We start from the raw sequence: 24,613 nt of genomic DNA on the forward strand, positions 1-24,613 counted from the left end.
GGCTAACATCACCGTTGATTCTATCTAAACCACTCCTCAACGAAACCCCTGTTTTCTGGAAATGGCCGCATTTGTTTACATGACGTTGACAAAACGCCTGCTGAAATAGCGTTCTTCCCCAAGAAGCAGGATCTAACATGTCTTCCATAGTCGATACACCTTATTCTAATCTGCCGCAGCCTACGTCCGGCTGGGCGCTTTTTAAAAGTCTGGCAACCGGTGCCATCACGCCCGGTCTGGCGTGGCAGAACCCCTCATATCGACGCAAATTTATGTTACGTTCCCTGGTTTCCCCTTTCAGCACCGCTCGCCTGCTGGCAAGCCTGGCAAAGCAACCGCGTCTGATGCAAATCTTGCAGGTCCAGCCAGGGTTGCCGTGCCGACTGCATCGTCCGTGGCTGACGGTCAGTATGAACCGCCGGAACGCGCTGGAGGCGCTAAACGGGCACTATCAGACGATGAGCCAACACCTCCCCGCCGCGCTGCTCAAGGGCTATCTTTCAGGTCAGGGAATGACGCTGCTGACGCTAACCGGAAAGGACGAGCAGCAATTCACGATTCGCCTGTGTGCCGATGCCTTTATGGACAAAGAGGGTGAAGCGACCCTTACCTTCTGCAACCATCAGAACACCGTGCTGGCCGAAATGACCTTTACGCTGTGCCCGTTTGAGGGAAAATCCACGCTGTTCATCGGCGGGCTACAGGGCGCTAAAGCGCACGTTCCGCATGAGTTGATTCAGGGCGCAACCAAAGCGTGCCACGGCCTGTTCCCGAAACGTCTGCTGGTTGAAGCGGTGATGACGCTGGGCACCGCGTTCCCGGTTGAACAGATCCTCGCCGTGAGCAATGCCACCCACATTTACCGTAGCTGGCGTTACCGCAAGAAAAAAGAGGGGAAACTGCTGGCGGATTACGACAGTTTCTGGCTCTCCCTGGGTGGCGAACGCCAGGAGAGCGGCCATTTCGCGCTGCCGTTAACCATGCCGCGCAAACCGATGGAAGAGATTGCGAGTAAGAAACGTGCTGAATACCGCCGCCGCTACGAACTGCTGGATAGTCTGATCCAACAAATGACGCAGGCGACCCAACGTTAATCCGCTCTCCCGCGTGCCAGCCAAAGCACGCGGGAGAACATTTTACGCAGCAGCGTGGGCACGGACTCCACGCCTCGCCTTCCCGCCTCCGTCGCCACTTCGATGGCCAGGTCCGGCTTCGACGAACGATGAATCGCTTTGGCGATCACACGCCGCATGTTCATCGGCACATCCACCGGGATCATCGCCACGCGGTGAAAAACATCGTCAAATCCCTGTCGATACATAAAGTGTTCCATGTCCATCGCGGGCAGCATAGTCAGATGGTCACGCTCTTCTTCGCGATCGTTATTCAGCAAACCGCGCACGGTTGCGGCATACTTTTTACCTGCTTCATCGCCATCGACCAGAACATGCCATTCAATCCCCATCCTGCGGGCAAACTTGATCAGCGGTTTTAATCCCGACTGGGCAAACTCTATGACCTTAATACCTTCCGCATCGAAGTGGTGACCGCACTGACGCGCCAGTTCGTTGATAACCCAGGTCTCGGTTTCACCCTCAACCAACAGCCAGCAACGGGCAAACAGCGATGAAGCACGATTAAAGCGAATATGAAATGCAATGCGGCGACCGTCTTCCGCATTCAGGCCACCCGGCCCCAGCCGGTATGCGGATACGCGTGAGGATTCACGCACCAGGCGGCAGACGTATTCCACGGGGGTTAGCGAGAGCAACTCGCCGGAGTTGGTGGTGGTCACGCGCTGCAGCGGCAGCAGGTTCAACAGGTGCCACGCAACGGAGAGCATGATCGGATGCAGGCGCGTCTCGGGGTCTTCCACCAGCAGCAGCGGGCGGGCGTCCCGGTCTAACCGGACGGTGCCTTTCGCCTGCAAAAGCGTCGAGAATAACCCCAGCAGGATCACCCGATGGGTACGTCCACCGGGCCGGTCTATCATCCGGTTAATGATATCAAGATAACGCCAGCTGCGTTGTTCATCGTGCGAACGGCGACGCATCAGGCGATGGCGTGACTGTGACGTCCCCTGCTCGGAAAAATAGTGCTCCAGCAGCTGCACCATGGCCGAAAGCCCCTGGCGGATTTGACCGTCGGTGAGGTTCTGCGGGCGAGAGACCAGCTCACGCGCCAGGAAATCCAGCTCGCGGGCGGTGACTTCCACCTCCGGCATATTGGGTACGGAACCGTTGCGGATCCGGCGCATAAAGCGTGCATCGCGCAGGCGCAGCACCGGCGACAGGCGAATCAGGTGGCGCGCCAGGTCGTCAATATTCTCCAGCGGGATGGGGTTGCCTTTTTCATCAAGAAACTCACGCAGGGTTAACACCCCGTCATTTTCCGCCATTTCACCTTCAAGACGGTAGAAAATACGGTGATAGTCATCATCGCATGGCACCCAGCATGGCGACATCGGGCGGAAACGACGCACACGATGCCGCCCCGGCTCGGACTCGCGAAACGTAAGAATGATATGCAGATGCTTCTCGCGCCCCGCGACATCCCCCGGCGGAAACCAGAAGTCATCGTGAACGAAGTGGTACAAGTCATCTTCAGGGGAAAGCAGCAGTGTCAGCGCATCCAGCAGGCTGGATTTACCCCAGGCGTTTTCACCGATCAGGACGTTATTCTGCTCCAGCTGGAGCGACAGGCGGTTAATACCGCGAAACCCGACAATTTCCACACGTTCGAGAAGCATAAATCCCCCGCGTAATAACCACTTTTTCCTTTAAGTTATCAGCAGTATAGCGGCAGCGGCGCCGAGTGGACACTGCCAGACACCTCCGTTATTCCGATGAAGCACGAAAAATTCAGAATTTACCCATCAAGTTTCATTTGAAAAGGTGCTTCCAGAACAAGATACTCCCGTTTGAAAATTGGACTATGCTCTATTTACCTCCAGTTTGAACAAGGATTGACATCACATTGCCTTAAATCAAATTATCCGAATTTATTTAAGTGGCGAAGGGGTGTTGTTGCTTTCTAAAATAAAGGCTCTTTGAGTCGTCATCCCTTTATGGCGATATAACCCGTGCGCAGGATAGTGTGCGGAAATTTATTATTGAGGTGGTTATGTTCAGAAAATTAGCGGCAGAATGTTTTGGTACATTCTGGCTGGTGTTTGGCGGCTGCGGTAGTGCAGTGCTGGCAGCGGCATTCCCGGAATTAGGAATTGGTTTTGTCGGTGTCGCACTGGCATTCGGCTTAACAGTCTTAACCATGGCATTCGCGGTAGGGCATATTTCCGGCGGTCATTTTAACCCTGCTGTGACGCTGGGTTTATGGGCGGGCGGTCGTTTCCCGGTGAAAGACGTATTAGGCTATATTATTGCCCAGGTCATCGGCGGTATTATTGCAGCCGCAGTCCTGTACGTGATTGCCAGCGGCAAAGCAGGCTTTGACGCCGCAGCCAGCGGTTTCGCCTCTAACGGTTTCGGTGAACACTCACCGGGCGGCTACTCAATGCTGTCTGCCATCGTGATTGAAATCGTACTGACCGCAGGCTTCCTGCTGGTTATTCACGGCGCAACGGACAAATACGCACCTGCAGGCTTCGCGCCAATCGCCATTGGTCTGGCGCTGACGCTGATTCACCTGATCTCAATCCCGGTGACCAACACCTCCGTTAACCCGGCGCGCAGCACCGCGGTTGCTATCTTCCAGGGCGGTTGGGCGCTTGAGCAGCTTTGGCTGTTCTGGGTGATGCCAATTATCGGCGGTATTCTGGGCGGCGTGCTGTACCGCACCCTGCTGGAAAAACGCGATTAATGGTTTTCTCCCTCTCCCCGTGGGAGAGGGCCGGGGTGAGGGCATCAGGCCGCACCACCCCAAATATACAAGCCGGGTAAGGCGTAGCCGCCACCCGGCTTTTTTATTGCTCCTTTACCTGACAGCCTTTATTGGGTAGTGTCTCTGGCGCTTAACAGATACTCAAAAGGACCGGCTGTTCATGTTTTCAGGACTCCTCATTATTCTGCTGCCCCTGATCGTGGGCTACCTTATTCCGCTGCGCAGAGAATCCGCATTACGGCTCATCAACCGTTTTCTCAGCTGGATTGTTTACGTCATTCTTTTCTTTATGGGGATAAGCCTGGCCTTCCTGGATAACCTGTCAGCGAATTTACTCTCTATCCTCCATTATTCCGTCGTCACCGTGGTGGTTATTTTGCTGTGTAATATTGCCGCGCTGTTCTGGCTGGAACGCACTATTCCCTGGAAAAATAACCATCAACAGGAAAAACTCCCTTCCCGTATTGCGATGGCGCTGGAATCATTAAAACTCTGCGGCGTCGTGGTGCTCGGTTTTCTGCTGGGCCTTACCGGATGGTCATTTTTACAGCACGCCACGGAGGCCAGCGAATATACCCTGATCTTCCTGCTGTTCCTGATTGGTATTCAGCTGCGAAATAATGGCATGACGCTGAAACAGATTGTCCTCAACCGCCGGGGAATGATAGTGGCCATTGTCGTCGTCGCCAGTTCAATGGTCGCAGGCGTGATTAATGCCGTTATTCTCGACCTGCCGCTGAAAACCGGCCTGGCGATGGCGTCGGGTTTTGGCTGGTACTCCCTCTCCGGTATTCTTCTGACCGAATCGTTCGGTCCGGTCATTGGCAGCGCCGCCTTCTTCAATGACCTTGCGCGCGAATTGATTGCCATCATGCTGATCCCGGGTCTGGTACGCCGCAGCCGCTCTACCGCGTTGGGGCTGTGTGGCGCGACCTCGATGGACTTTACCCTGCCGGTTTTACAACGCTCAGGGGGGCTGGAGCTGGTCCCTGCCGCCATCGTGCACGGCTTTATTTTAAGCCTGCTGGTTCCGGTTCTGATGGCCTTCTTCTCGGCCTGATACTTCTTTGGCGGTAGCGAACCTGCCGCCAAAATTGCGCTAAATCAATCTCCCTCTATTTTGTAGCAGAAAGCCCTTTTCACCGTTCTGGCACAGGCATAACCTTAAACATGTATATTAAATATAACTTTAACAGGTGTGATTATGTTTTGTGTGCAATGTGAACAAACCATCCGTACCCCGGCAGGCAATGGCTGCTCCTACGCACAGGGTATGTGCGGCAAAACCGCAGAAACATCTGACCTGCAGGATCTGCTGATTGCAGCCCTGCAAGGCCTTTCCGCCTGGGCCTTTAAAGCCCGTGAATACGGCATTGTCGACCACTATGTCGACAACTTCGCCCCTCGCGCATTTTTCTCCACGCTGACCAACGTTAACTTCGATTCTCCGCGCATTGTCGGTTATGCCCGCGAAGCGATTGCCCTGCGTGAAGCGCTGAAAGCGCAGTGTCTGAAGGCCGATGCCAGCGCCCGCGTGGAAAACCCGATGTCCGAACTGCAGCTGGTGAGCGACGATCTGGGCGACCTGCAGCGTCAGGCGGCAGAATTCACCCCGAATAAAGACAAAGCGGCGATTGGCGAGAACATTCTCGGCCTGCGTCTGCTGTGCCTGTACGGCCTGAAGGGCGCTGCGGCCTATATGGAACACGCGCACGTGCTCGGCCAGTACGATAACGACATCTACGCCCAATACCACAAAATCATGGCGTGGCTGGGCACCTGGCCTGCCGATATGAACGCGCTGCTGGCGTGCTCGATGGAAATCGGCCAGATGAACTTCAAGGTAATGAGCATTCTGGATGCCGGTGAAACTAGCACCTACGGCCACCCGACGCCAACGCAGGTCAACGTTAAGGCGACCGAAGGCAAGTGCATCCTGATTTCCGGTCACGACCTGAAAGATCTCTACAACCTGCTGAAACAGACCGAAGGCACCGGCGTTAACGTCTACACCCACGGTGAAATGCTGCCCGCGCACGGCTACCCGGAGCTGCGCAAGTTTACGCATCTGATCGGTAACTACGGCAGCGGCTGGCAGAACCAGCAGGTGGAGTTCGCCCGCTTCCCGGGCCCTATCGTAATGACCTCTAACTGCATCATCGACCCTACCGTGGGCGCGTATGACGACCGCATCTGGACGCGCAGCATCGTCGGCTGGCCGGGCGTGAGCCACCTCGAAGGCGACGATTTCGGTCCCGTTATCGCCCAGGCGCAGCAGATGGCGGGCTTCCCGTACAGCGAGATCCCGCACCTGATCACCGTCGGCTTCGGTCGTGAAACCCTGCTGGGCGCCGCTGATTCGCTGATCGATCTCGTCAGCCGTGAAAAGCTGCGCCACATCTTCCTCGTCGGCGGCTGCGACGGCGCCCGCGGCGAGCGTAACTACTTTACCGACTTCGCCACCCGCGTGCCGGAAGACTGCCTGATCCTGACGCTGGCGTGCGGCAAGTACCGTTTCAACAAGCTGGACTTCGGCGACATCGAAGGCCTGCCGCGCCTGATCGATGCGGGCCAGTGTAACGACGCTTACTCGGCCATCATTCTGGCGGTCACTCTGGCGGAGAAACTGGGCTGCGGCGTGAACGACCTGCCGCTGTCGCTGGTGCTGTCATGGTTTGAGCAGAAAGCGATTGTCATCCTGCTGACCCTGCTTTCTCTCGGCGTAACCAACATCGTGACCGGCCCGACCGCACCAGGCTTCCTGACGCCGGACCTGCTGGCGGTGCTGAACGAGAAATTCGGTCTGCGTTCCGTGACCAACGTTGAAGATGACATGAAGCAGCTGCTGAGCGCGTAAGGAGTAACTCATGACCATGCCAACCTCACAATGTCCGTGGCGGATGCAGGTTCATCACATCCATCAGGAGACGCCGGATGTGTGGACGCTGTCGCTGCTGTGCCATGACTACTATCCATACCGTGCTGGCCAGTATGCGCTGGTCAGCATTCGCAACTCGGCGGACACCCTGCGCGCCTACACGATCTCCTCAACGCCGGGCGTGAGCGAGTACATTACGCTCACCGTCCGCCGCATTGACGACGGCGCAGGCTCCCATTGGCTGACACGTGACGTGAAGCGCGGGGATTATATCTGGCTGTCTGACGCGCAGGGGGATTTCATCTGTGACGACAAAGCAGACGATAAATTCCTGCTGCTGGCGGCGGGCTGTGGCGTAACGCCAATCATGTCGATGCGCCGCTGGCTGGCGAAAAATCGCCCGCAGGCTGACGTGCAGGTGATCTTCAGCGTGCGTTCACCGGAAGATGTCATTTTTGCCGAGGAGTGGCGTGATTATCCGGTGACGCTGGTGGCGGAGCACAACGCGACCCACGGTTTTGTGCCCGGTCGCCTGAGCCGCGAGCTGCTGCAAAGCGTGCCGGATATGGCGAACCGCACCGTGATGACCTGCGGCCCGGCGCCGTACATGGATATCGTCGAGAAAGAGGTGAAAGCGCTTGGCGTGACCCGCTTCTTCAAAGAGCAGTTCTTCACCCCGGTGGCGGAAGCGGTAACCAGTGGGATCCAGTTTACCAAGCTGCAACCGGCTCAAACTTTCTTTGGCCGCGTGGGCACCACGCTGCTGGAGGCGCTGGAAAGCAACAAGGTGCCGGTGGTCGCAGCCTGCCGTGCGGGCGTGTGCGGCTGCTGTAAGACAAAGGTGGTTTCCGGGGAGTACAGCGTCACCAGCACCATGACGCTGACCGACGCGGAAATTGCCGAGGGTTACGTGCTGGCCTGCTCATGCCACCCGCAGGGCGATCTCGTCCTCGCATAAGCGTTAAACGTTCGATCGTAGGCCCGGTAAGCGTCAGCGCCACCGGGCTTTTTGTCGGGTGGCACTACGTTTACCCGACCTACAACAACCCTACCGCCATGCGGGCGCTTTCCCTACCGCAAACCGCCCTGCCCCTAAAAATGCGACAGCCAGCGAGCCGATAAAGAAGTACACCAGGCTTTCAATCGCCCATGCGCCTACCTTATCGAGGGCGAGCGTTTCCCCCACGCCCACCATCAGCCACGCCACGATCATCGTAAACGCCAGCACCAGCGCGGCCGGACGCGTGAAGAGCCCAACAATAATCAGGATCGGTGCCACCACTTCGCCAATCAACACGCCGTAGGCGATAAACCCCGGCAACCCCTTTTCCACCAGCATGCCGCTGATGAACCCCACGCCACCAAAAAGCTTATGCAGCCCGTGAAACAGCATCAGCCCGCCAACGGCAAGTCGTAACAAGAGTTTGCCAAGATCGTCGCATGATAGCTTGTCATTAACAGTAATTAACAATGATTTAACCATTTGAAATGATTCCTGTTTTCATCCTAAGTATCACCAGATTATGCCGAATAATTGCGCAGGAAAACCACCTTTAATTAAGGGGTAATAAGCAGGCAATACAGTGACTTTCTTCTAAGCTTGTAAGCGATATCACAAAAAGGAGACGGACAACCATGAAACACACCGTGGCTGCATATATAGCAAAAACGCTCGAACAGGCTGGCGTGAAACGTATCTGGGGCGTGACCGGCGATTCCCTGAACGGGCTCAGCGACAGCCTCAACAAGATGAAGACCATCGAATGGATGCCCACCCGCCATGAAGAGGTTGCCGCCTTCGCAGCAGGAGCTGAAGCACAGCTCACGGGCGAGCTGGCCGTTTGCGCCGGATCCTGCGGGCCGGGCAACCTGCATCTGATTAACGGCCTGTTCGACTGTCACCGTAACCATGTGCCGGTGCTGGCGATTGCCGCCCATATCCCCTCTTCCGAAATCGGCAGCGGCTATTTTCAGGAAACGCATCCGCAGGAGCTGTTCCGTGAATGCAGCCACTATTGCGAGCTGGTTTCATCCCCGGAGCAGATCCCGCAGGTGCTGGCGATTGCCATGCGTAAAGCCGTGCTGAACCGCGGCGTATCGGTGGTCGTCATCCCGGGCGATGTGGCGCTCAAGGCTGCACCAGAAGGGGCCAGCACCCACTGGTATCACGCCCCGCAGCCCGTGGTAACGCCTGCTGAAGAGGAGCTGAAAAAGCTGGCCCAGCTGCTGCGTTACTCCAGCAACATCGCCCTGATGTGCGGCAGCGGCTGCGCGGGCGCGCATAAAGAACTGCTCGAATTTGCCGGGAAGCTGAAAGCGCCGATTGTCCACGCCCTGCGCGGCAAAGAGCACGTCGAGTACGACAACCCTTACGACGTGGGGATGACCGGGCTGATCGGTTTTTCCAGCGGCTTCCACACCATGATGAACGCCGACACGCTGATCCTGCTCGGCACCCAGTTCCCGTACCGCCCGTTCTATCCGGCGGATGCGAAAATCATTCAGATTGATATCAACCCGGCCAGCATCGGCGCGCACAGCAAGGTCGATATGGCGCTGGTGGGCGATATCAAATCCACGCTGGCCGCCCTGCTGCCGCTGCTGGAAGAAAAAACGGACCGCACGTTCCTTGATAAAGCCCTGAGCGACTATCGCGATGCCCGTAAGGGGCTCGACGACCTCGCCAAACCGAGCGACAAAGCCATTCACCCGCAGTATCTGGCGCAGCAGATCAGCCATTTCGCGGACGACGATGCCATCTTTACCTGCGACGTGGGCACGCCAACGGTCTGGGCCGCACGCTATCTGAAGATGAACGGCAAACGCCGTCTGCTCGGCTCGTTCAACCACGGCTCGATGGCCAACGCCATGCCGCAGGCGTTGGGCGCAAAAGCGACGGCCCCCGAGCGTCAGGTGGTGGCGATGTGCGGCGACGGCGGGTTCAGCATGCTGATGGGGGATTTCCTGTCGGTGGTGCAGATGAAGCTCCCGCTGAAAATCGTGGTCTTCAACAACAGCGTGCTGGGCTTTGTGGCGATGGAGATGAAGGCCGGTGGTTACCTGACGGACGGCACAGAGCTGCACGACACCAACTTCGCGCGCATCGCCGAGGCCTGCGGCATTACCGGTATTCGCGTGGAGAAAGCCTCTGAGGTGGATGAAGCCCTGCAGCGCGCCTTCTCCATCGACGGTCCGGTGCTGGTGGATGTCGTCGTCGCCAAAGAAGAGCTGGCGATCCCGCCGCAGATCAAGCTGGAACAGGCCAAAGGTTTTAGCCTGTATATGCTGCGCGCCATCATCAGCGGGCGCGGTGACGAGGTGATCGAACTGGCAAAAACCAACTGGCTCAGGTAAAACATCTGGCATCGCCTTTTTAATAATAAGGACATGCCATGATCGATTTACGCAGTGATACCGTTACCCGCCCGAGTCGCGCCATGCTCGAAGAGATGATGGCCGCCCCGGTCGGGGACGACGTCTACGGCGATGACCCGACGGTCAACGAGCTGCAGCGCTACGCGGCTGAACTGAGCGGCAAGGAAGCGGCCCTGTTCCTGCCCACCGGCACGCAGGCTAACCTGGTCGCGCTGCTCAGCCACTGCGAGCGCGGTGAAGAGTACATTGTCGGCCAGGGTGCACATAACTACCTGTATGAAGCAGGCGGCGCGGCGGTGCTCGGCAGCATTCAGCCGCAGCCGATTGACGCCGCGCCGGACGGCACTCTTCCGCTCGATAAGGTCGCCGCGAAAATCAAAGCCGACGATATTCACTTCGCCCGCACCAGGCTGCTCAGCCTCGAAAACACCCACAACGGCAAAGTGCTGCCGCGCGAATACCTGAAAGCGGCCTGGGAGTTTACCCGCGAGCGCAAGCTGGGCCTGCACGTTGACGGCGCGCGTATCTTTAACGCCGTGGTCGCGTACGGCTGCGAGCTGAAAGAGATTACGCAATACTGCGACTCGTTCACCATTTGCCTGTCTAAAGGTCTGGGCACGCCCGTGGGCTCCCTGCTGGTCGGTAACGCAGACTACATCAAGCGCGCCAACCGCTGGCGTAAGATGACCGGCGGCGGCATGCGTCAGGCGGGTATTCTGGCGGCTGCCGGACTGTATGCCCTGAAAAACAACGTGGCGCGCCTGAAAGACGATCACGACAACGCCGCGTGGATGGCGTCGCAGCTGCGCGAGATTGGTGCCGACGTGATGCGTCACGACACCAACATGCTGTTCGTGCGCGTCGGAGATGAGCACGCCGCCGCACTGGGCGAATTTATGAAATCACGTGGCGTGCTGATCAACGCCTCATCTGTCGTGCGCCTGGTCATGCACCTTGACGTGAGCCGCGAACAGCTGGCAGACGTGGTGAAACACTGGCAGGCGTTTTTACAGCGATAAGGAGCATCACGTGCCGCAACGCATTCTGGTGCTCGGCGCCAGCGGGTACATCGGTCAGCATCTCACCGCGGCGTTAAGCCAGCGGGGACACCAGGTGCTGGCAGCGGCACGCAACACCGAACGCCTGCAAAAACTCAGTTTGCCAGGCGTCACCTGCCACAACGTTGACCTCAACTGGCCGAAGGAACTTCCCGCGCTTCTGGACGGGGTCGACACGCTTTACTACCTGGTGCACAGCATGGGCGAAGGCGGGGATTTTATCGCCCACGAGCGTCAGGTGGCGATGAACGTCCGCGATGCCCTGCTGCAAACGCCGGTTAAGCAGGTGATTTTCTTAAGCTCTCTCCAGGCACCCGAAAGCGAGCAGTCCGACCATCTGCGCGCGCGCCAGCTGACGGCGGACACCCTGCGCGGCGCGAACATTCCCGTCACCGAACTGCGGGCCGGGATTATCGTCGGCGCGGGCTCCGCCGCCTTTGAAGTGATGCGCGATATGGTCTACAACCTGCCGGTACTCACGCCGCCGCGCTGGGTCCGTTCACGCACCACGCCGATTGCGCTGGAGAACCTGCTGCATTATCTGGTGGCCCTGCTGGATCACCCGGCGGCGCAACACCGCGTGGTGGAAGCCGCTGGCCCCGAAGTCCTGAGCTATCAGGAGCAGTTCGAACATTTCATGCGCGTCAGCGGTCGCCGCCGCTGGCTCATCCCCATCCCCTTCCCGACCCGCTGGATTTCGGTGTGGTTTTTGAACGTCATTACGTCGGTGCCGCCAACCACGGCAAAAGCGCTGATTCAGGGACTGAAGCACGATTTGCTGGCGGACGATCGCGCGCTGCGGGCGCTCATTCCCCAGGATTTGATCCGCTTTGACGATGCCGTGCGCAATACGCTGAAAGAGGAAGAGCAACTGGTGAACTCCAGCGACTGGGGTTACGACGCGCAGGCCTTTGCCCGCTGGCGACCCGAGTATGGCTACTACCCGAAACAGGCAGGCTGCACGGTGAAAACTTCCGCCAGCCTTACAGAGCTGTGGGAGACCGTGAACCAGATCGGCGGCAAAGAGCGCTACTTCTTCGGCAATATTCTCTGGCAAACGCGCGGGGCAATGGATCTACTGGTGGGGCACAGGCTGGCAAAAGGTCGCCCTGCCGCTCCGTATCTGAACGTGGGCGATACGGTCGACAGCTGGAAGGTGATCATCGTCGAGCCGGAAAAACAGCTGGCGCTGCTGTTCGGCATGAAAGCGCCAGGGCTGGGCCGGCTCTGCTTTACCCTGAAAGACAAAGGCGATTATCGTGAACTAGACGTGCGCGCCTGGTGGCACCCGCACGGAATGCCGGGGCTCTTCTACTGGTTATTGATGATCCCTGCGCACCTGTTTATCTTTCGGGGCATGGCAAAACGTATCGCGCAGCTGGCAGAACAAAAGGCGGAAAATAAGTAAATAAAACTCTTATTCTTTCACCTTTCCCATTGCAACACGTCGTAATTCACGAAAGAATGCGCACGAAATTCTTTTCAACACAGTGGATTGATATGAAGGTACTGGTTACCGGGGCGACCAGCGGCTTAGGCCGAAATGCGGTCGAATTTCTGCGCAACAAGGGCATCAGCGTCAGGGCTACCGGTCGCAACGAAGCGATGGGGAAACTGCTGCAAAAAATGGGCGCAGAGTTCGTCCATGCCGACCTGACGGAGCTGGTCTCCTCACAGGCAAAAGTGATGCTCGCCGGTATCGATACGCTGTGGCACTGCTCCAGTTTCACCTCCCCGTGGGGTACCCAGGAAGCCTTTGATCTCGCCAACGTGCGGGCAACCCGCCGTCTGGGCGAATGGGCCGTCGCCTGGGGCGTGCGTAACTTTATTCATATCTCGTCTCCGTCACTCTATTTCGACTATCACCACCATCGTGACGTGCAGGAAGATTTCCGCCCTGCTCGCTTTGCCTGTGAGTTTGCCCGCAGCAAGGCGGCCAGCGAAGAGGTGATTGACCTGCTGGCGCAGTCGAACCCGCATACCCGCTTTACGGTGCTGCGCCCGCAGAGCCTGTTCGGGCCGCACGACAAAGTGTTTATTCCCCGTCTGGCGCAGATGATGCACCACTACGGCAGCGTGCTGCTGCCGCGCGGCGGCGATGCCCTGGTGGATATGACCTATTACGAAAATGCCGTTCACGCCATGTGGCTGGCAAGCCAGCCGGACTGCGATAAGCTGATCTCCGGTCGCGCCTACAACATCACTAACGGCGAACCGTGCACGCTACGCAGCATTGTGCAACGGTTGATTGACGAGCTGCAGATCGACTGCCGTATCCGTTCCGTCCCCTACCCGATGCTGGATATGATCGCCCGCAGCATGGAGCGTTTTGGCAGTAAATCCGCCAAAGAGCCAGCGCTGACGCATTACGGCGTATCGAAGCTTAACTTTGATTTCACGCTGGATATTTCCCGGGCGGAGAACGAGCTGGGGTATAAACCGATTGTGACGCTGGATGAAGGGATTGTGCGCACGGCGGCGTGGCTGCGGGATCATGGGAAATTGCACCGGTAAGCACCCAGCCCCATGTAGGCCGGGTAAGCGCAGCGCCACCCGGCAAAAAACAGAACTCTGCGGCCTGATGCCCTCACCCCGGCCCTCTCCCACTGTACGGTCCGGGGACATAGTGAACACTTGTTCGGGGACATGGTAGACACTTACAACTAAGGCATAAGAACCCGTTTATGGAGTCGCTTATGCCCTGGGATGCGAGAGATACCATGTCATTACGTACCGAGTTTGTTTTGTTCGCCTCGCAGGACGGGGCGAACATCCGTTCCCTCTGCCGTCGCTTCGGCATTTCACCTGCCACCGGCTATAAGTGGCTTCGCCGCTGGGCGGAGGAAGGTGCCGCCGGCCTTCAGGACCGTCCGCGCATACCGCACCATTCCCCGAACCGCTCATCTGACGACATCACCGCCCTGCTGCGTATGGCCCATGACCGCCATCAACGCTGGGGCGCCCGCAAGATAAAGCGCTGGCTCGAAGACCAGGGGCACACTGCATGCCCGCCTTCAGCACCGTCCATAACCTCATGGCCCGTCACGGCCTGCTGCCGGGTACTTCACCGGGCATTCCCGCCACGGGACGGTTCGAACACAACGCGCCGAACCGCCTCTGGCAGATGGATTTAAGGGCCACTTTCCCTTCGGCGGTGGCCGCTGCCATCCGCTCACCCTGCTGGATGACCACTCCCGTTTTTCCCTGTGCCTGGCGCACTGTAACGATGAACGGCGCGAGACCGTGCAGCAGCAGCTGGTCAGCGTGTTTGAACGCTACGGCCTGCCGGACCGGATGACGATGGACAACGGCTCACCGTGGGGAGACACCACCGGCACCTGGACAGCGCTGGAGCTGTGGCTGATGCGCCAGGGTATCCGGGTGGGGCACTCCCGGCCGTATCATCCGCAGACGCAGGGCAAGCTGGAACGTTTTCACCGCAGCCTGAAGGCGGAAGTGCTGCAGGGGAAGTGGTTCGCGAGCGAGGGTGAGCTGCAGCGCGCCTTCGACCACTGGCGGACGGTCTATAACCTTGAACGCCCGCATGAGGCGCTGGATATGGCGGTACCGGGCTCGCGGTATAAGCCATCTGCACGACAGTACAGTGGCACCATGACGCCACCGGAATACGATGAGGGCGTGATGGTCAGGAAAGTGGATATCAGCGGAAAGCTGAGCGTGAAAGGGGTAAGTCTGAGCGCAGGCAAGGCGTTCAGGGGAGAACGGGTCGGGCTGAAGGAGACGCAGGATGACGGCTGCTATGAAGTGTGGTGGTACAGCACGAAAGTGGGGGTGATCAACCTGAAGAAAAAGTCGATCACCATGGGTAAAGGATGTTAAAAAGTGTTCACCATGTCCCCGAACACCTGTCTACCTGAAGTTCGTTCCTACATGTGCGCTCTCTTTTCCTGGGGTATGAAGTCTGATAAATCGCCTGTTATGGATGTTGTACAAAGCAAGTTTGATATCCCTTTTAACCCTGTTACTGCCATTCCTACACTTGCTTGTGAGAGCTACGTAGGTGAGCGCTACCTGTCTTTTGATGAGCTGGGTCAGCTACTGAAAGATGCGCATTCAGGCGAACACTTCATACATGACATAAGTGTGTTTTTAAAGCTTGTTTTCTTTTGTTGTGGTCAACGTCCATACGAAATACTGGCAGCAAAAAAAGAACATTATAATCGGGATGCGCAGTTACTTTCGATCCCTCCTGAAATTGCAAAAACAAAAAAATGGTATCACATCGCTTTAAGCCCCAGCGCGATAGAATTAATTGATGAAATGTGTTTGCGTTATCCTGAAAGTGAATACCTTTTCCCTGATATACGTTATGAATCAAAAATGGAGGGATGGATTACAAAAGAGAAGGAAGGAACCCTGAAAAAGAACTCTGTAAAACCCACTCCTTTCATATCAACAAGTATTCTCAGTGAAAATATTCGTCGTGAGCGTATTGATATGCAATCATTTACGCCACGCGATTTCCGTCGAACTTTTAAAACCCTCGGAGGACAAATAAAACTGTCAAAGGAAATCAGGGACCGCATTCAGAATCATAATAAAAGTGACGTGTCTTCTAAACACTATGATCGCTATGATTACTTTGAAGAGAAGATGGAAGCGGTTTTGAAATGGGAATCTGTTTTACTGAATTTAATAAATTAAAAATATTAATGCAGGCATTAATATTCACCATCTAAATAGGTAACATCTAGATAATCAAAAGCAACCCATAAACTGCATATCATTTGAACTGGATCATTAAAAATATCTATCCACCTCATATCTTAGAGCTTTCACTTACAAGAGAACTCTAAATTGAACGATATTTATTTTTACAAACCGGATGATAAGATTAAATACATCAATGAATGTGATTTATGGGTTATCGCCAGGCTAGTTGATGTAGTTAATGAGAAGAAGGAAGTTAAACAGTGGATGGAACCTTTCTGGCTATCTACCTCCGATCAAATAGGTATTGCAATATTTGTTTCACGGCTGGATGCGGAAATATTAGTGCAATATATGCAAAGGAATAATGAACGATGGAAAGTCTATCCACTTAATAATTTTGACATTCAAGAAATGATGGTTAATTGTGAAAAATTAACCAATAACAGCAGGTACAACTTTATTTATTCATTTGGATTCTGGAGTGATAGCGAGGGTAACTTAATTAATAAAAAATATTGTTTAAGCCAGTGCCTTGCAGTTGAGGGGTTCACTGTTGACAGCAGATATGAGGGTGATGAAGACATTGTAATAAGATTCAGTAAAGAAACATTGAATTTTATCTATTCATGCTGGAACAATAAAATCAGTGATAGCGCTGACTACAGGAAATATCTTGAGTCAGTTAATGAACTTGATGATGTAATCTGCAAGAAAGAAGCAATCCTTGCTCTCGAAAATATCAATTCGGCAGAAACCAATAGAGATTTCAATCCTGACATTGCAACAATATGGTCTATGCCGGAACAAAAATGGATTTACTCAAATTTAAATAACCCTATCAATTAAAGGATTAAAAAAATGGCTACGGGATATTTTTTAACGGTTGGTGATAAGACAACTTGCGGGGGCAGAATAATAACAGGCTGTGAAAATCATTCATTTTATGGACGCGCCACTGCAAGGAATGGAGATAAATACATTTGTGGTGAAGATGGAAAAATTTACCATATTGCTGGCGGCATACCAAATTATATAATTCATGGAGTAAGTGCTGCGGGAACCCTACACAGCAGAGGTACGTGCGGCTGCAAGTGCCGCTTCATCCCCTCTAACTGGAATGATAGCTATAACTTCGAATCTGAAAGTAAACTGCAATCAGCCAGGCCAGCACCAAAACCTGTTGCCAGCGCCAAGCCTGAAGTTCAGCCGAAAACCGTTGCACAACCTGCTCCAGCCCCAGCTCCAGTAGCCCCCAGCGAGCCAAGAATCCCTGTAGATGCGGGTTACTGCATTCTTCCCTATGGCGGATCTGCTCCGGCGTTTGATCGCTATATTTTCGATAATCCACCAGCGGGTACACGCGAACTATATCGTTCACTGAACACGAATGTTTCACGAAAAGCAGGTTCTATCTTCCTTCTGGTTGATCCTGATAAGCAGGACAGCAAGCAGATAGAGCATATGAAAGCAGCACAGGAGAAGTTAGATAAAGCATTAGCCCCTCTGACAGACCAACAGGCCCGCTTCCTCTATAAAAATAAAGATACTGTTGAAATGTTTGCAGCCGCCGCCAGTACAGCAAACAACGTGTACAGTTATTCTGGACAAGCTACAGAAGCCGCTAAACGTTACTTTGAAAGAGTTGAGAAAATTCTCAAAGAGATCGAAACAACCTACAAAAATCAGTACCTCACCAGTGGCACACTGATCGGCGAACAATTTTATGTTGAAAGAGGAAGGTTGTTTAAGGAACTTGATAGCGTTCTGAAAATGTTCATGAAGCATCGCTTCATGTTCAATCAATATGCAGACCTGAAATCAGCCCTGGGCCTTTCAACCCATTCCATAACACATCGGTGGGATGAAACAGGTGTCGGAGATATCGAGGGCTACGCTACTCATATTGAGAAACTTGCAAAGTACATCAAATTGATGGACGTGGCAGGAAAAATCGGAGTTGGTTTATCTGCCCTTGATACTGCTTCAAAAATTACAGAAGCTTGCGCAGTGGGCCGGGATTGTGCAAAAACTGCTTTTACCTCGATTGGTGAGTTTTCAGGTAGTATGTTTGGTGGGATGGTAGCTTCACAATTAATTGATAAAGGAGCTGCAACTGCCGTCTGCTCATTAGTTCTGGGAGCTGCAACCGTTGAAGCAGGTGGTGCGGGAGCTTTGCTTTGTACGATAGGCGTAGCTGGAGGAATTGGGTATGGTAGCGATAAATTTTTTGGTTCTACCTTCGGTAGTGTTGGAGAGTATCTTGGTAAGATGCTTGGCTTATATGAGATAACAAGTGATGAATAACTTACAGTACGCTATAGCATATACTGGTATTATAGCTATGCTGTTGTGCATAATCAGCGCTATTCTAGGGAGAGTGAACCGTAAATATTACAAAGAAATTTGCGCCTTATATAAAGAAAAGTATGGTAAACTTCCTTGGATGACTCAAATATATGACAACATTAACAGTTTATATGTTAAATCCGCTTACGGCTTTCGGATGGATTTTATTTTCAGACCATTGATATGGAATAAGAAATCTAGTTCTTCCCAAAATGATGATAAAGATTTCATTCGTGGATTACCTTTACGACTCAGAAAACCATTCTATATAGAATACGGCATAACAGTTACGACATTTTCGTTTATGGTGGTATTAGGAATATTAGTGCTGATTGATAAATATATCTAGACCCTTAATTCAATAAAAAAGCCCTGCGGGGCTTTTTTATTGATATATCTATTTTATAAAATTTAAGACATTCCTTTTCTGGATTATAATTTTTTATTTATATGATTTTCAGATGAATTATTATTAGATAACAATCACATATTTTTATCGCCTTCCGTAACAAAATCCCTCCCGCAAAGATTCGAACGTATGCATTACCTCATCAATGATTTAAGGGTATTCATTCATGGTAAATATAGTTCATTGGGGATTATTACCCTTTATACAATATTCCTGCCTTGCCTGACTTTGGTAGTATAGGCGAACCATTTGTTCGTGGAACAGCAGGTACACTGGTTGGTGACTGGGGGGATATGGCCTCTTATGGTTGGTTAGGAACATATTCAAACGGCATGTTTGCCTATGACTACCTTTCTCGAACTCATGCAAATGATGTTACAGTCAGAGGATGTAGTCTATCAAATCACATTGACTATTATGATATCTCATTTATAAATACTAACACCTTTCCTATCACTGCTCTTTTATAAATTTTTTATGCAATAAAATGCATAATCTAGGAGCACCTCTTAAATTGGCTTCTGAAATTTGAACTTTTCCTTGAACTTCAAATAAGTTGGTTGATTAAAATTATAACTAAACCATTGTTTTCATAAAAATTTTTTTTTAGCTTTGCTTCTTCTCTGCCCTCTCCCACAGGGAGAGGGTGCAAACACTAAAACGGCAACCTTTCGGTTGCCGTTTGCTGTTTATAATGCCGTCCAGGCGTCAGACCATGCCAGGCCTGCGCCTGGTTCATAGTATGCCGGAGCGTTGTTACACCAGCCGCTGTACGGGAACGGTTTGCACTGGAACAGTTTACCGTGGTTGTTCACGATATCACCTGCGTTGTACTTGCTGTTCGCGCTCCACGCGGCGTAAGACGCGTCGTCTTGAGACGGCGTGGCCGCTTTCGCCTTCACGTTCAGCAGGTAAGACGTGGTGCTGCTCAGTTCGCCATCGCTGACGGTGAGGCTGATTTCAATCTGCTGAGCCGTCGCCGCTTCTGGCGCCTTGAAGGTCACCACCGCTTTATCCTGACCGGTGACGGTCTGACCATCCTGTGAACGCCAGGTGTAGGTCAGCTTGTTACCATCAGCATCGGTAGAACCTTCCGCGCTCAGAGAGACCTGCGCACCGGCGTCAACCGCACCGATTGGACCTGCAATCTGTGCTACAGGGGCGTGGTTCACGACTGCCGGAGTTTCATCCGGTACTGGCGCTGGTGCTGGTGCTGGCGTTTCATCTTCAGCTGGCGTTGGCGTGACGGGTTTTTCATCCGGCGTAGTGGCAGAACCATCGTCGTTAATGATGTTCACGTTATAGAACTTCTTAACGCAGTTGGTGTAGTCACCCTCTTTGAACGCGCTGAATGGCGTCTGGTAGCCCACCAGCTGGCAAGAGTAGGTCTTACCGTCTGGCGTATCGGCGCTCCATCCCCAGTCCTGTTCCCAGTAAATCTTCAGCGCGCCGGCACCGCCTTCATCGAACTGCTTCATGTTGGCGCAGCCCAGCACTTCATTTGCCGGAACAGGCACTTTCAGGTAGTTCGCGAACTCTTTGTAGTACTTGATGCGGTTCTGAGACTGCGCGATTTCAGTCGGGCCGCCGCACTCGACGCCGCCGTTGATGATCTGAGTGGTCACGCCAAAGCCCGGTACCAGACCGTTGGCCTTATCGTGATCGTTCGGCTGCCAGGTTCCGTCGATAACCTGCAACATGCTTGGTTTTGGCGGCTGCGGATAGGCGAAGAAGAAAATAGCACTCGCCAGGTTCAGCCAGGTGTCGGCCACCAGTTCAGGCTTGTCCAACAGGGTACGGACAGTACCAAACATCGCTTCAGAGAACGGACCGTAGTTGTAGTTGTAAGACAGTTGTTTAGCACCGCGGCCGAAGTAGCTTACGAAATCACCGTCTTTGTCTTTCCCGCATGGCCAGGTCTGTCCCTGCCAGATGTCCGGATTACATTCGCCGTTATAGCCGCCCTTCTGACCTTCAGTCCAGCCCATTTCGCGGACGTGAACCAGCGCCTGACGCCATTCAGCTTCCGGACGCCAGCTTTCGTGGCCGCCGGTTTCCTGCGCAAAGTGGGCAAACATGGTTGCCAGCTCTTTACGGCAGATGGCGTCGCTGTCGCGACCGTCGTTGTAGGTCTTACACAGCGCCGGGAATTTACCCACCGCTTTCAGGAAGTTGCTGTAGGTATAGGACTGCGCACGCATCGGGAACAGGTATTCCCAGTCGCTGGCCTTCACGATCCCTTCAACGCGCTTCACGTTTTCCGGGTTCGCCGCGCGGCCTGGCTCAATCATTTCGACCTGAGCATTGTCCAGCGTCTGGATGGTCTCTTTCACGGAGGCCATCAGCGGGAAGCTGGTCAGCTCTTTTTCCTTCTTCGCCAGATCGCTTGCTTTCATGGTGTACGGTTCACTGGTGGTCGCTTGCAGCGAAGCAGCCTGCGCCATAAACGGGGCTACGCATGCGCCAGCAACGAGTACACTCAGTAACGTCCTTTTGTTCATTTCTGTATTCCTGTAAATAGAAGTTAAATTAAAAATCCCGGCTTATGTATTAATCCGTTAATAAATAAACCACAGACAGCTGTTTTCACTTTTCGAAGAACACCCTCGGGAATTTTTCAAAAATAAAAAACATTAATATTGCGCCGCTAGTTTCAACTGCTGATATTTCGCCCAGACTTTATGAGCATATTTCATCCGCTGCGGATAATTCTCTTTTTTCAAACCGGCGTTATAGGCGCCTACCGCCTCCCAGTTATAGCCATAAACTTTAATCATTCCGGACAGGATGGACGCGCCCACCATGATGGAGGTACAGGGTTCGGTCATTAACCGGTACTCATCAATCCCCCTGCTCTCCAGCGCCGTAAAATGCGAGCTGTTTATTTGCATTAGCCCGACATCGCGCGTGCCGTCGTGGTTTTGGCCCACCGCATACGGATTCATTCCGGATTCAACATTGGCGATGGCATACAATAAATAAGGATCGACATGATAATAATGCGCCGCTTTATCCCAACAGTTTGCCAGTGCGCTTTGGCTTATTATCAATAACAACAACATTAATTTTTTCATTTTTACCTGCTGACAGTTTTGGTAATTTCTCCTTGCCCACATCCTGTAAAATGAATTTTGAATCGCTCACCACCCTCGGAAGAGAGCGGTGAGCGTTTATCGGGTTAGATTATTTGCAGTCTGTTGATGGACCTTCTTTCACCCATACATCGCTGTTAGCCGGGTTATCACCACGGGTCCACCATTTGGCACGGTAAACGTTGCCCTGGTAGGTTGTGGTTTCGCCGCCGTTGTAGACCAGGTCAGAACGCCAGTTCATCTTCACGTTGCTGACCAGTTCCCATGCATCCACACCGAAGCCAGGCTTGTTGCCCTGCGTCCAGTACTTCGCTTTCCACACCAGATGGTCGGCACTCACGGTGTCGCCATTGTTGTAGATTTTGCTGGCATCCCACGCAGCATATTTGCTGGCGTTAGCATCGACAGGATTGTCGCAGCTACCGGTTGCAGAGCCTTCGTCAGATGGTGGTGTAACGTCGTCCGCTGGAGGCGTCACATCATCAGCCGGTGGCGTAACGTCATCAGCCGGTGGCGTAACGTCAGCCGGTTTCGGATTCACGGTAACCTGCACGTTAGACTGCACGCTGGTTTTACCATCGCCGATAACCACGCTCAGGGTGTATGTAGACGTAGAGGCCACATCTGGCGCAGTGATGCTCACGTTCGCGGTATCAGTACCGGTGGCGTGCATGTCCGCTGGTACGCTCCAGGCGTAGGTCAGCACGTCACCGTCAGGATCCACAGCCTGCGCATGCAGGGCGTAGGTTTCACCCGCCTGCAGCGTGACCGCTTCCATCTGGTTTACCACCGGCGCCTGGTTCGCTTTTGGCGCTTTGTTCACAACCTGCACATCAATCGCGTTGCTCAGGCCTTTAGCGTCAGTCACCGTCAGGCGGAACACCAGAGTCTGGTCGGACGTCGCGGCTGCAATATTAAAGGTCGCTTTCGCTTTGGTGCTGTTGGTGATAGTGACCGATGGGCCAGAAACCTGAGTCCATTTATAGGTAATCGCATCACCATCTGGATCGCTGGAAGCAGAACCATCGAGCGTAACGGTCGCCGGGCCAGAGATATTCTGGTCAGCAGATGACGCGATTGGCGCGTGGTTGGTTACAACCGGGTCGACCGGAGCAGAACCGCCCATCAGGCTCTCGTTCATCGCGTTCAGGATATCGCCGGTGTCAGAATCGATTGACCATGCGAAGAGACCGCCCAGGTTATTCGCCAGAACGTACTTGCCTTTTGCCGTTGTTGAACGCGCGTCCTCATAAGAGATCAGATCGCCCGTAGATTTGTTGAACACATAAGGTGCTTCAGCGGTTGCGTCGTAACCGGATTCCCAGCCTGGCTTGCCTTTGTATTCGTTAACAATCTGACGGTAGTCAACCACGCCCGGTTCCCAGGTGCCTTTCACCATGCCGGTTGCGGTACCGGTGAATGGATTGTCGCCGGTGTAACCATGCACGCCGGTCCAGCCGCGGCCATACATACCTGCACCCACGACGATTTTGCCTGGCTGCACGCCCTGCTGAAGCAGCGCGTTAACGCCGTTTTCGGTCGTATAGTTGGTATCAGGTCGCCATGCCGGTGCACGCAGCGCAGCCTGGTGGCCCAGGTCGGTGTTGCTCCAGCCGCCGTAGAAGTCATAGCTCATCAGGAAAATGTGGTCGAGATACTGTTGAGCGGTGGTGTAATCCACATCTTCAATCTTATCTTTACCGGCACCGATGGCGCTGGTCAGTTCATAGGTACGGCCAGTCTGCGCAGACAGTTCGTTCAGCATGGTGCGCAGATCGTGCATAAGCGCGGTATAGGTCGCTTTATCCTGCTGCGGATTGCCTTTGGTCTCAGTTACGCCGCCGCCGCCCGGGAATTCCCAGTCGATATCCACACCGTCAAAGAATTTCCAGGTTTGCAGGAACTCTTTAACAGAAGAGACGAAGCGTGCGCGAATGGCAGGGTCGCCCATGTGGTAGAACGGATCGGACAGGGTCCAGCCACCGATGGAAGGCAGCACTTTCAGGTCTGGATGCGCTTTTTTCAGCGCCATCAGCTGGCCAAAGTTACCTTTGTACGGGTCGTCCCAGTTAGAAACGCCAGACTGAGGTTTTTGCAGCGCAGCCCACGGATCGTGGATCGCCACGGTAAAGTCCGGGCGGCCCTGGCAGTCACGCTGAAGCACTTCGAAGCTGTTACCGCCTTCAACGGTTTTCAGACCGTCGTTGATGCCGTCACCGCCACAGATTGGAATGAAGCCGTACAGGATATGGTTCAGGTTAGCTGCGGGAATTTTATCAACCGGGAAATTACGACCGTACACGCCCCATTCAGGGAAATAGGCCGCAACCACTTTATCGGTATGCTTAGCGAAGGTTTTGTTGTTCTCCTGCATCGGCGCATTTAGCGGCAGCAGGTGGCTACCGTCGGTATCTGCAACGATGATCAGCTTGCTGGCGCTCTTCGTGCAGCCGCTGGTATTACAGAGTTCAACCTGCTCCTGATAACGTCCGCCCTTTTTCACCTTGAAGGTCGCAGAGCCGTTCGCGCTGCCCGCCCCTGTCCAGACGGTTTTACCATCCAGCAGTACTTTTGCAGAGGTTGGTGCATCACCGCTCCAGACGTTCCACTCGACTTTCACATCCACACCATCGTTGTGTACTTTAACGAGGTTGTTGTAATCCTGTGCCGCCGGGTCGACTTCAACAAGCGCAAACTTGTCATTGCCATAGCCGATAGTCGGCGTACCTGGTGCCGCTGCAAATACAGAGCTTGTTGCGGCTGCAACAAAAAGCGCCAGATATTTAGGCTTCATAAATTTCATTTATATTTCCTGATAAATTTATTCGTAACGTTAATAACCCATGTCTTCCATGAGAACATGGCGTGTTTTCGCGTAATGCGTATTTAACCAACCTGAAAACCGTGACAAAAAAGCGTTGCTGCGTTGTATTCCTCCATA

Annotated in this window: 17 protein-coding genes and 1 pseudogene; 13 read left to right on the plus strand and 5 right to left on the minus strand. The window is 53.8% G+C overall.

All coding sequences use genetic code 11. The features are described 5' to 3' along the window. Window positions 1-137 precede the first annotated feature (137 nt). A complete protein-coding gene (locus AC2T6E_RS05770) occupies window positions 138-1,094 on the plus strand; it encodes a VirK/YbjX family protein (protein WP_214605497.1) in 957 nt (318 codons plus the stop codon). On the opposite strand, the gene AC2T6E_RS05775 is transcribed toward AC2T6E_RS05770, so the two are convergent. Beyond that, a complete protein-coding gene (locus AC2T6E_RS05775) occupies window positions 1,091-2,749 on the minus strand; it encodes an ATP-dependent endonuclease (RefSeq protein WP_042717575.1) in 1,659 nt (552 codons plus the stop codon). The two genes, AC2T6E_RS05770 and AC2T6E_RS05775, sit on opposite strands and share 4 nt — an antisense overlap. A gap of 374 nt (window positions 2,750-3,123) precedes the next feature. On the opposite strand from AC2T6E_RS05775, the gene aqpZ reads away from it, so the two are divergent. The 4 genes from aqpZ (at window position 3,124) to hcr (ending at window position 7,676) form a co-directional block, all read left to right on the plus strand. Beyond that, window positions 3,124-3,819 carry an aquaporin Z gene (gene aqpZ, locus AC2T6E_RS05780; protein ID WP_010429151.1) on the plus strand — a complete coding sequence of 232 codons (696 nt, stop codon included), beginning with the start codon at window positions 3,124-3,126 and terminating at the stop codon, window positions 3,817-3,819. A gap of 181 nt (window positions 3,820-4,000) precedes the next feature. Next, on the plus strand, window positions 4,001-4,900 hold the full coding sequence (locus AC2T6E_RS05785; protein WP_120158454.1) for a LysO family transporter: 900 nt from the start codon (window positions 4,001-4,003) through the stop codon (window positions 4,898-4,900). A 144-nt stretch (window positions 4,901-5,044) separates the two neighbouring features. Further along, the gene (gene hcp / locus AC2T6E_RS05790; protein WP_486690844.1) at window positions 5,045-6,697 is read left to right on the plus strand and encodes a hydroxylamine reductase; all 1,653 of its coding nucleotides are present in this window, start codon (window positions 5,045-5,047) and stop codon (window positions 6,695-6,697) included. Window positions 6,698-6,707: 10 nt separating this feature from the next. Beyond that, a complete protein-coding gene (hcr, locus tag AC2T6E_RS05795; RefSeq protein ID WP_262183928.1) occupies window positions 6,708-7,676 on the plus strand; it encodes an NADH oxidoreductase in 969 nt (322 codons plus the stop codon). Window positions 7,677-7,766: 90 nt separating this feature from the next. Here hcr and AC2T6E_RS05800 read toward each other — a convergent pair whose 3' ends face one another. Further along, complete coding sequence (locus AC2T6E_RS05800; RefSeq protein ID WP_486690847.1) at window positions 7,767-8,201, minus strand: DoxX family protein; 435 nt, start codon at window positions 8,199-8,201, stop codon at window positions 7,767-7,769. Window positions 8,202-8,353: 152 nt separating this feature from the next. Here AC2T6E_RS05800 and poxB point away from each other — a divergent pair, with 152 nt between their 5' ends. The 8 genes and pseudogenes from poxB (at window position 8,354) to AC2T6E_RS05840 (ending at window position 18,129) form a co-directional block, all read left to right on the plus strand. Beyond that, the gene (gene poxB / locus AC2T6E_RS05805) at window positions 8,354-10,072 is read left to right on the plus strand and encodes a ubiquinone-dependent pyruvate dehydrogenase (protein WP_108415985.1); all 1,719 of its coding nucleotides are present in this window, start codon (window positions 8,354-8,356) and stop codon (window positions 10,070-10,072) included. A gap of 38 nt (window positions 10,073-10,110) precedes the next feature. Continuing rightward, the gene (gene ltaE, locus AC2T6E_RS05810; protein ID WP_486690849.1) at window positions 10,111-11,112 is read left to right on the plus strand and encodes a low-specificity L-threonine aldolase; all 1,002 of its coding nucleotides are present in this window, start codon (window positions 10,111-10,113) and stop codon (window positions 11,110-11,112) included. A gap of 10 nt (window positions 11,113-11,122) precedes the next feature. Continuing rightward, entirely contained in the window at window positions 11,123-12,559 is a 1,437-nt protein-coding gene (locus tag AC2T6E_RS05815; RefSeq protein WP_126815646.1) for an SDR family oxidoreductase, read from the plus strand. 92 nt (window positions 12,560-12,651) lie between these two features. Beyond that, window positions 12,652-13,665, plus strand: a complete 1,014-nt coding sequence (locus AC2T6E_RS05820) for an NAD-dependent epimerase/dehydratase family protein (protein WP_126815645.1) — start codon at window positions 12,652-12,654, stop codon at window positions 13,663-13,665. Window positions 13,666-13,847: 182 nt separating this feature from the next. Beyond that, window positions 13,848-14,991: pseudogene (locus AC2T6E_RS05825) on the plus strand (IS481 family transposase). Window positions 14,992-14,994: 3 nt separating this feature from the next. Further along, a complete protein-coding gene (locus AC2T6E_RS05830) occupies window positions 14,995-15,816 on the plus strand; it encodes a site-specific integrase (RefSeq protein WP_486690852.1) in 822 nt (273 codons plus the stop codon). Between the two features lie 153 nt (window positions 15,817-15,969). Next, a complete protein-coding gene (locus tag AC2T6E_RS05835) occupies window positions 15,970-16,671 on the plus strand; it encodes a hypothetical protein (RefSeq protein WP_486690854.1) in 702 nt (233 codons plus the stop codon). Window positions 16,672-16,683: 12 nt separating this feature from the next. Then, window positions 16,684-18,129 (plus strand): PAAR domain-containing protein, encoded by a 1,446-nt coding sequence (locus AC2T6E_RS05840; RefSeq protein ID WP_182402721.1) that lies wholly within the window; start codon window positions 16,684-16,686, stop codon window positions 18,127-18,129. 1,140 nt (window positions 18,130-19,269) lie between these two features. On the opposite strand, the gene AC2T6E_RS05845 is transcribed toward AC2T6E_RS05840, so the two are convergent. From AC2T6E_RS05845 to AC2T6E_RS05855, 3 genes are all read right to left on the minus strand, one after another. Then, window positions 19,270-21,081 carry a glycoside hydrolase family 19 protein gene (locus tag AC2T6E_RS05845; RefSeq protein WP_174340644.1) on the minus strand — a complete coding sequence of 604 codons (1,812 nt, stop codon included), beginning with the start codon at window positions 21,079-21,081 and terminating at the stop codon, window positions 19,270-19,272. Between the two features lie 132 nt (window positions 21,082-21,213). Next, entirely contained in the window at window positions 21,214-21,654 is a 441-nt protein-coding gene (gene iagB, locus AC2T6E_RS05850; RefSeq protein WP_108415977.1) for a type III secretion system invasion protein IagB, read from the minus strand. A gap of 109 nt (window positions 21,655-21,763) precedes the next feature. Next, window positions 21,764-24,475 carry a glycosyl hydrolase family 18 protein gene (locus AC2T6E_RS05855; RefSeq protein WP_148399758.1) on the minus strand — a complete coding sequence of 904 codons (2,712 nt, stop codon included), beginning with the start codon at window positions 24,473-24,475 and terminating at the stop codon, window positions 21,764-21,766. Between the last annotated feature and the right edge of the window lie 138 nt (window positions 24,476-24,613).

It is taken from the genome of Enterobacter sp. B79-1 (assembly GCF_057444735.1).

Coding starts and splice junctions, on each gene's coding strand:
- hcr (WP_262183928.1), top strand. CDS start 6,708: ATGACCATGCCAACCTCACAATGTCCGTGGCGGATGCAGGTTCATCAC.
- AC2T6E_RS05845 (WP_174340644.1), bottom strand. CDS start 21,081: ATGAACAAAAGGACGTTACTGAGTGTACTCGTTGCTGGCGCATGCGTA.
- aqpZ (WP_010429151.1), top strand. CDS start 3,124: ATGTTCAGAAAATTAGCGGCAGAATGTTTTGGTACATTCTGGCTGGTG.
- iagB (WP_108415977.1), bottom strand. CDS start 21,654: ATGAAAAAATTAATGTTGTTGTTATTGATAATAAGCCAAAGCGCACTG.
- AC2T6E_RS05855 (WP_148399758.1), bottom strand. CDS start 24,475: ATGAAATTTATGAAGCCTAAATATCTGGCGCTTTTTGTTGCAGCCGCA.
- AC2T6E_RS05800 (WP_486690847.1), bottom strand. CDS start 8,201: ATGGTTAAATCATTGTTAATTACTGTTAATGACAAGCTATCATGCGAC.
- AC2T6E_RS05820 (WP_126815645.1), top strand. CDS start 12,652: ATGAAGGTACTGGTTACCGGGGCGACCAGCGGCTTAGGCCGAAATGCG.
- AC2T6E_RS05785 (WP_120158454.1), top strand. CDS start 4,001: ATGTTTTCAGGACTCCTCATTATTCTGCTGCCCCTGATCGTGGGCTAC.
- AC2T6E_RS05840 (WP_182402721.1), top strand. CDS start 16,684: ATGGCTACGGGATATTTTTTAACGGTTGGTGATAAGACAACTTGCGGG.
- AC2T6E_RS05775 (WP_042717575.1), bottom strand. CDS start 2,749: ATGCTTCTCGAACGTGTGGAAATTGTCGGGTTTCGCGGTATTAACCGC.
- hcp (WP_486690844.1), top strand. CDS start 5,045: ATGTTTTGTGTGCAATGTGAACAAACCATCCGTACCCCGGCAGGCAAT.
- AC2T6E_RS05770 (WP_214605497.1), top strand. CDS start 138: ATGTCTTCCATAGTCGATACACCTTATTCTAATCTGCCGCAGCCTACG.
- poxB (WP_108415985.1), top strand. CDS start 8,354: ATGAAACACACCGTGGCTGCATATATAGCAAAAACGCTCGAACAGGCT.
- ltaE (WP_486690849.1), top strand. CDS start 10,111: ATGATCGATTTACGCAGTGATACCGTTACCCGCCCGAGTCGCGCCATG.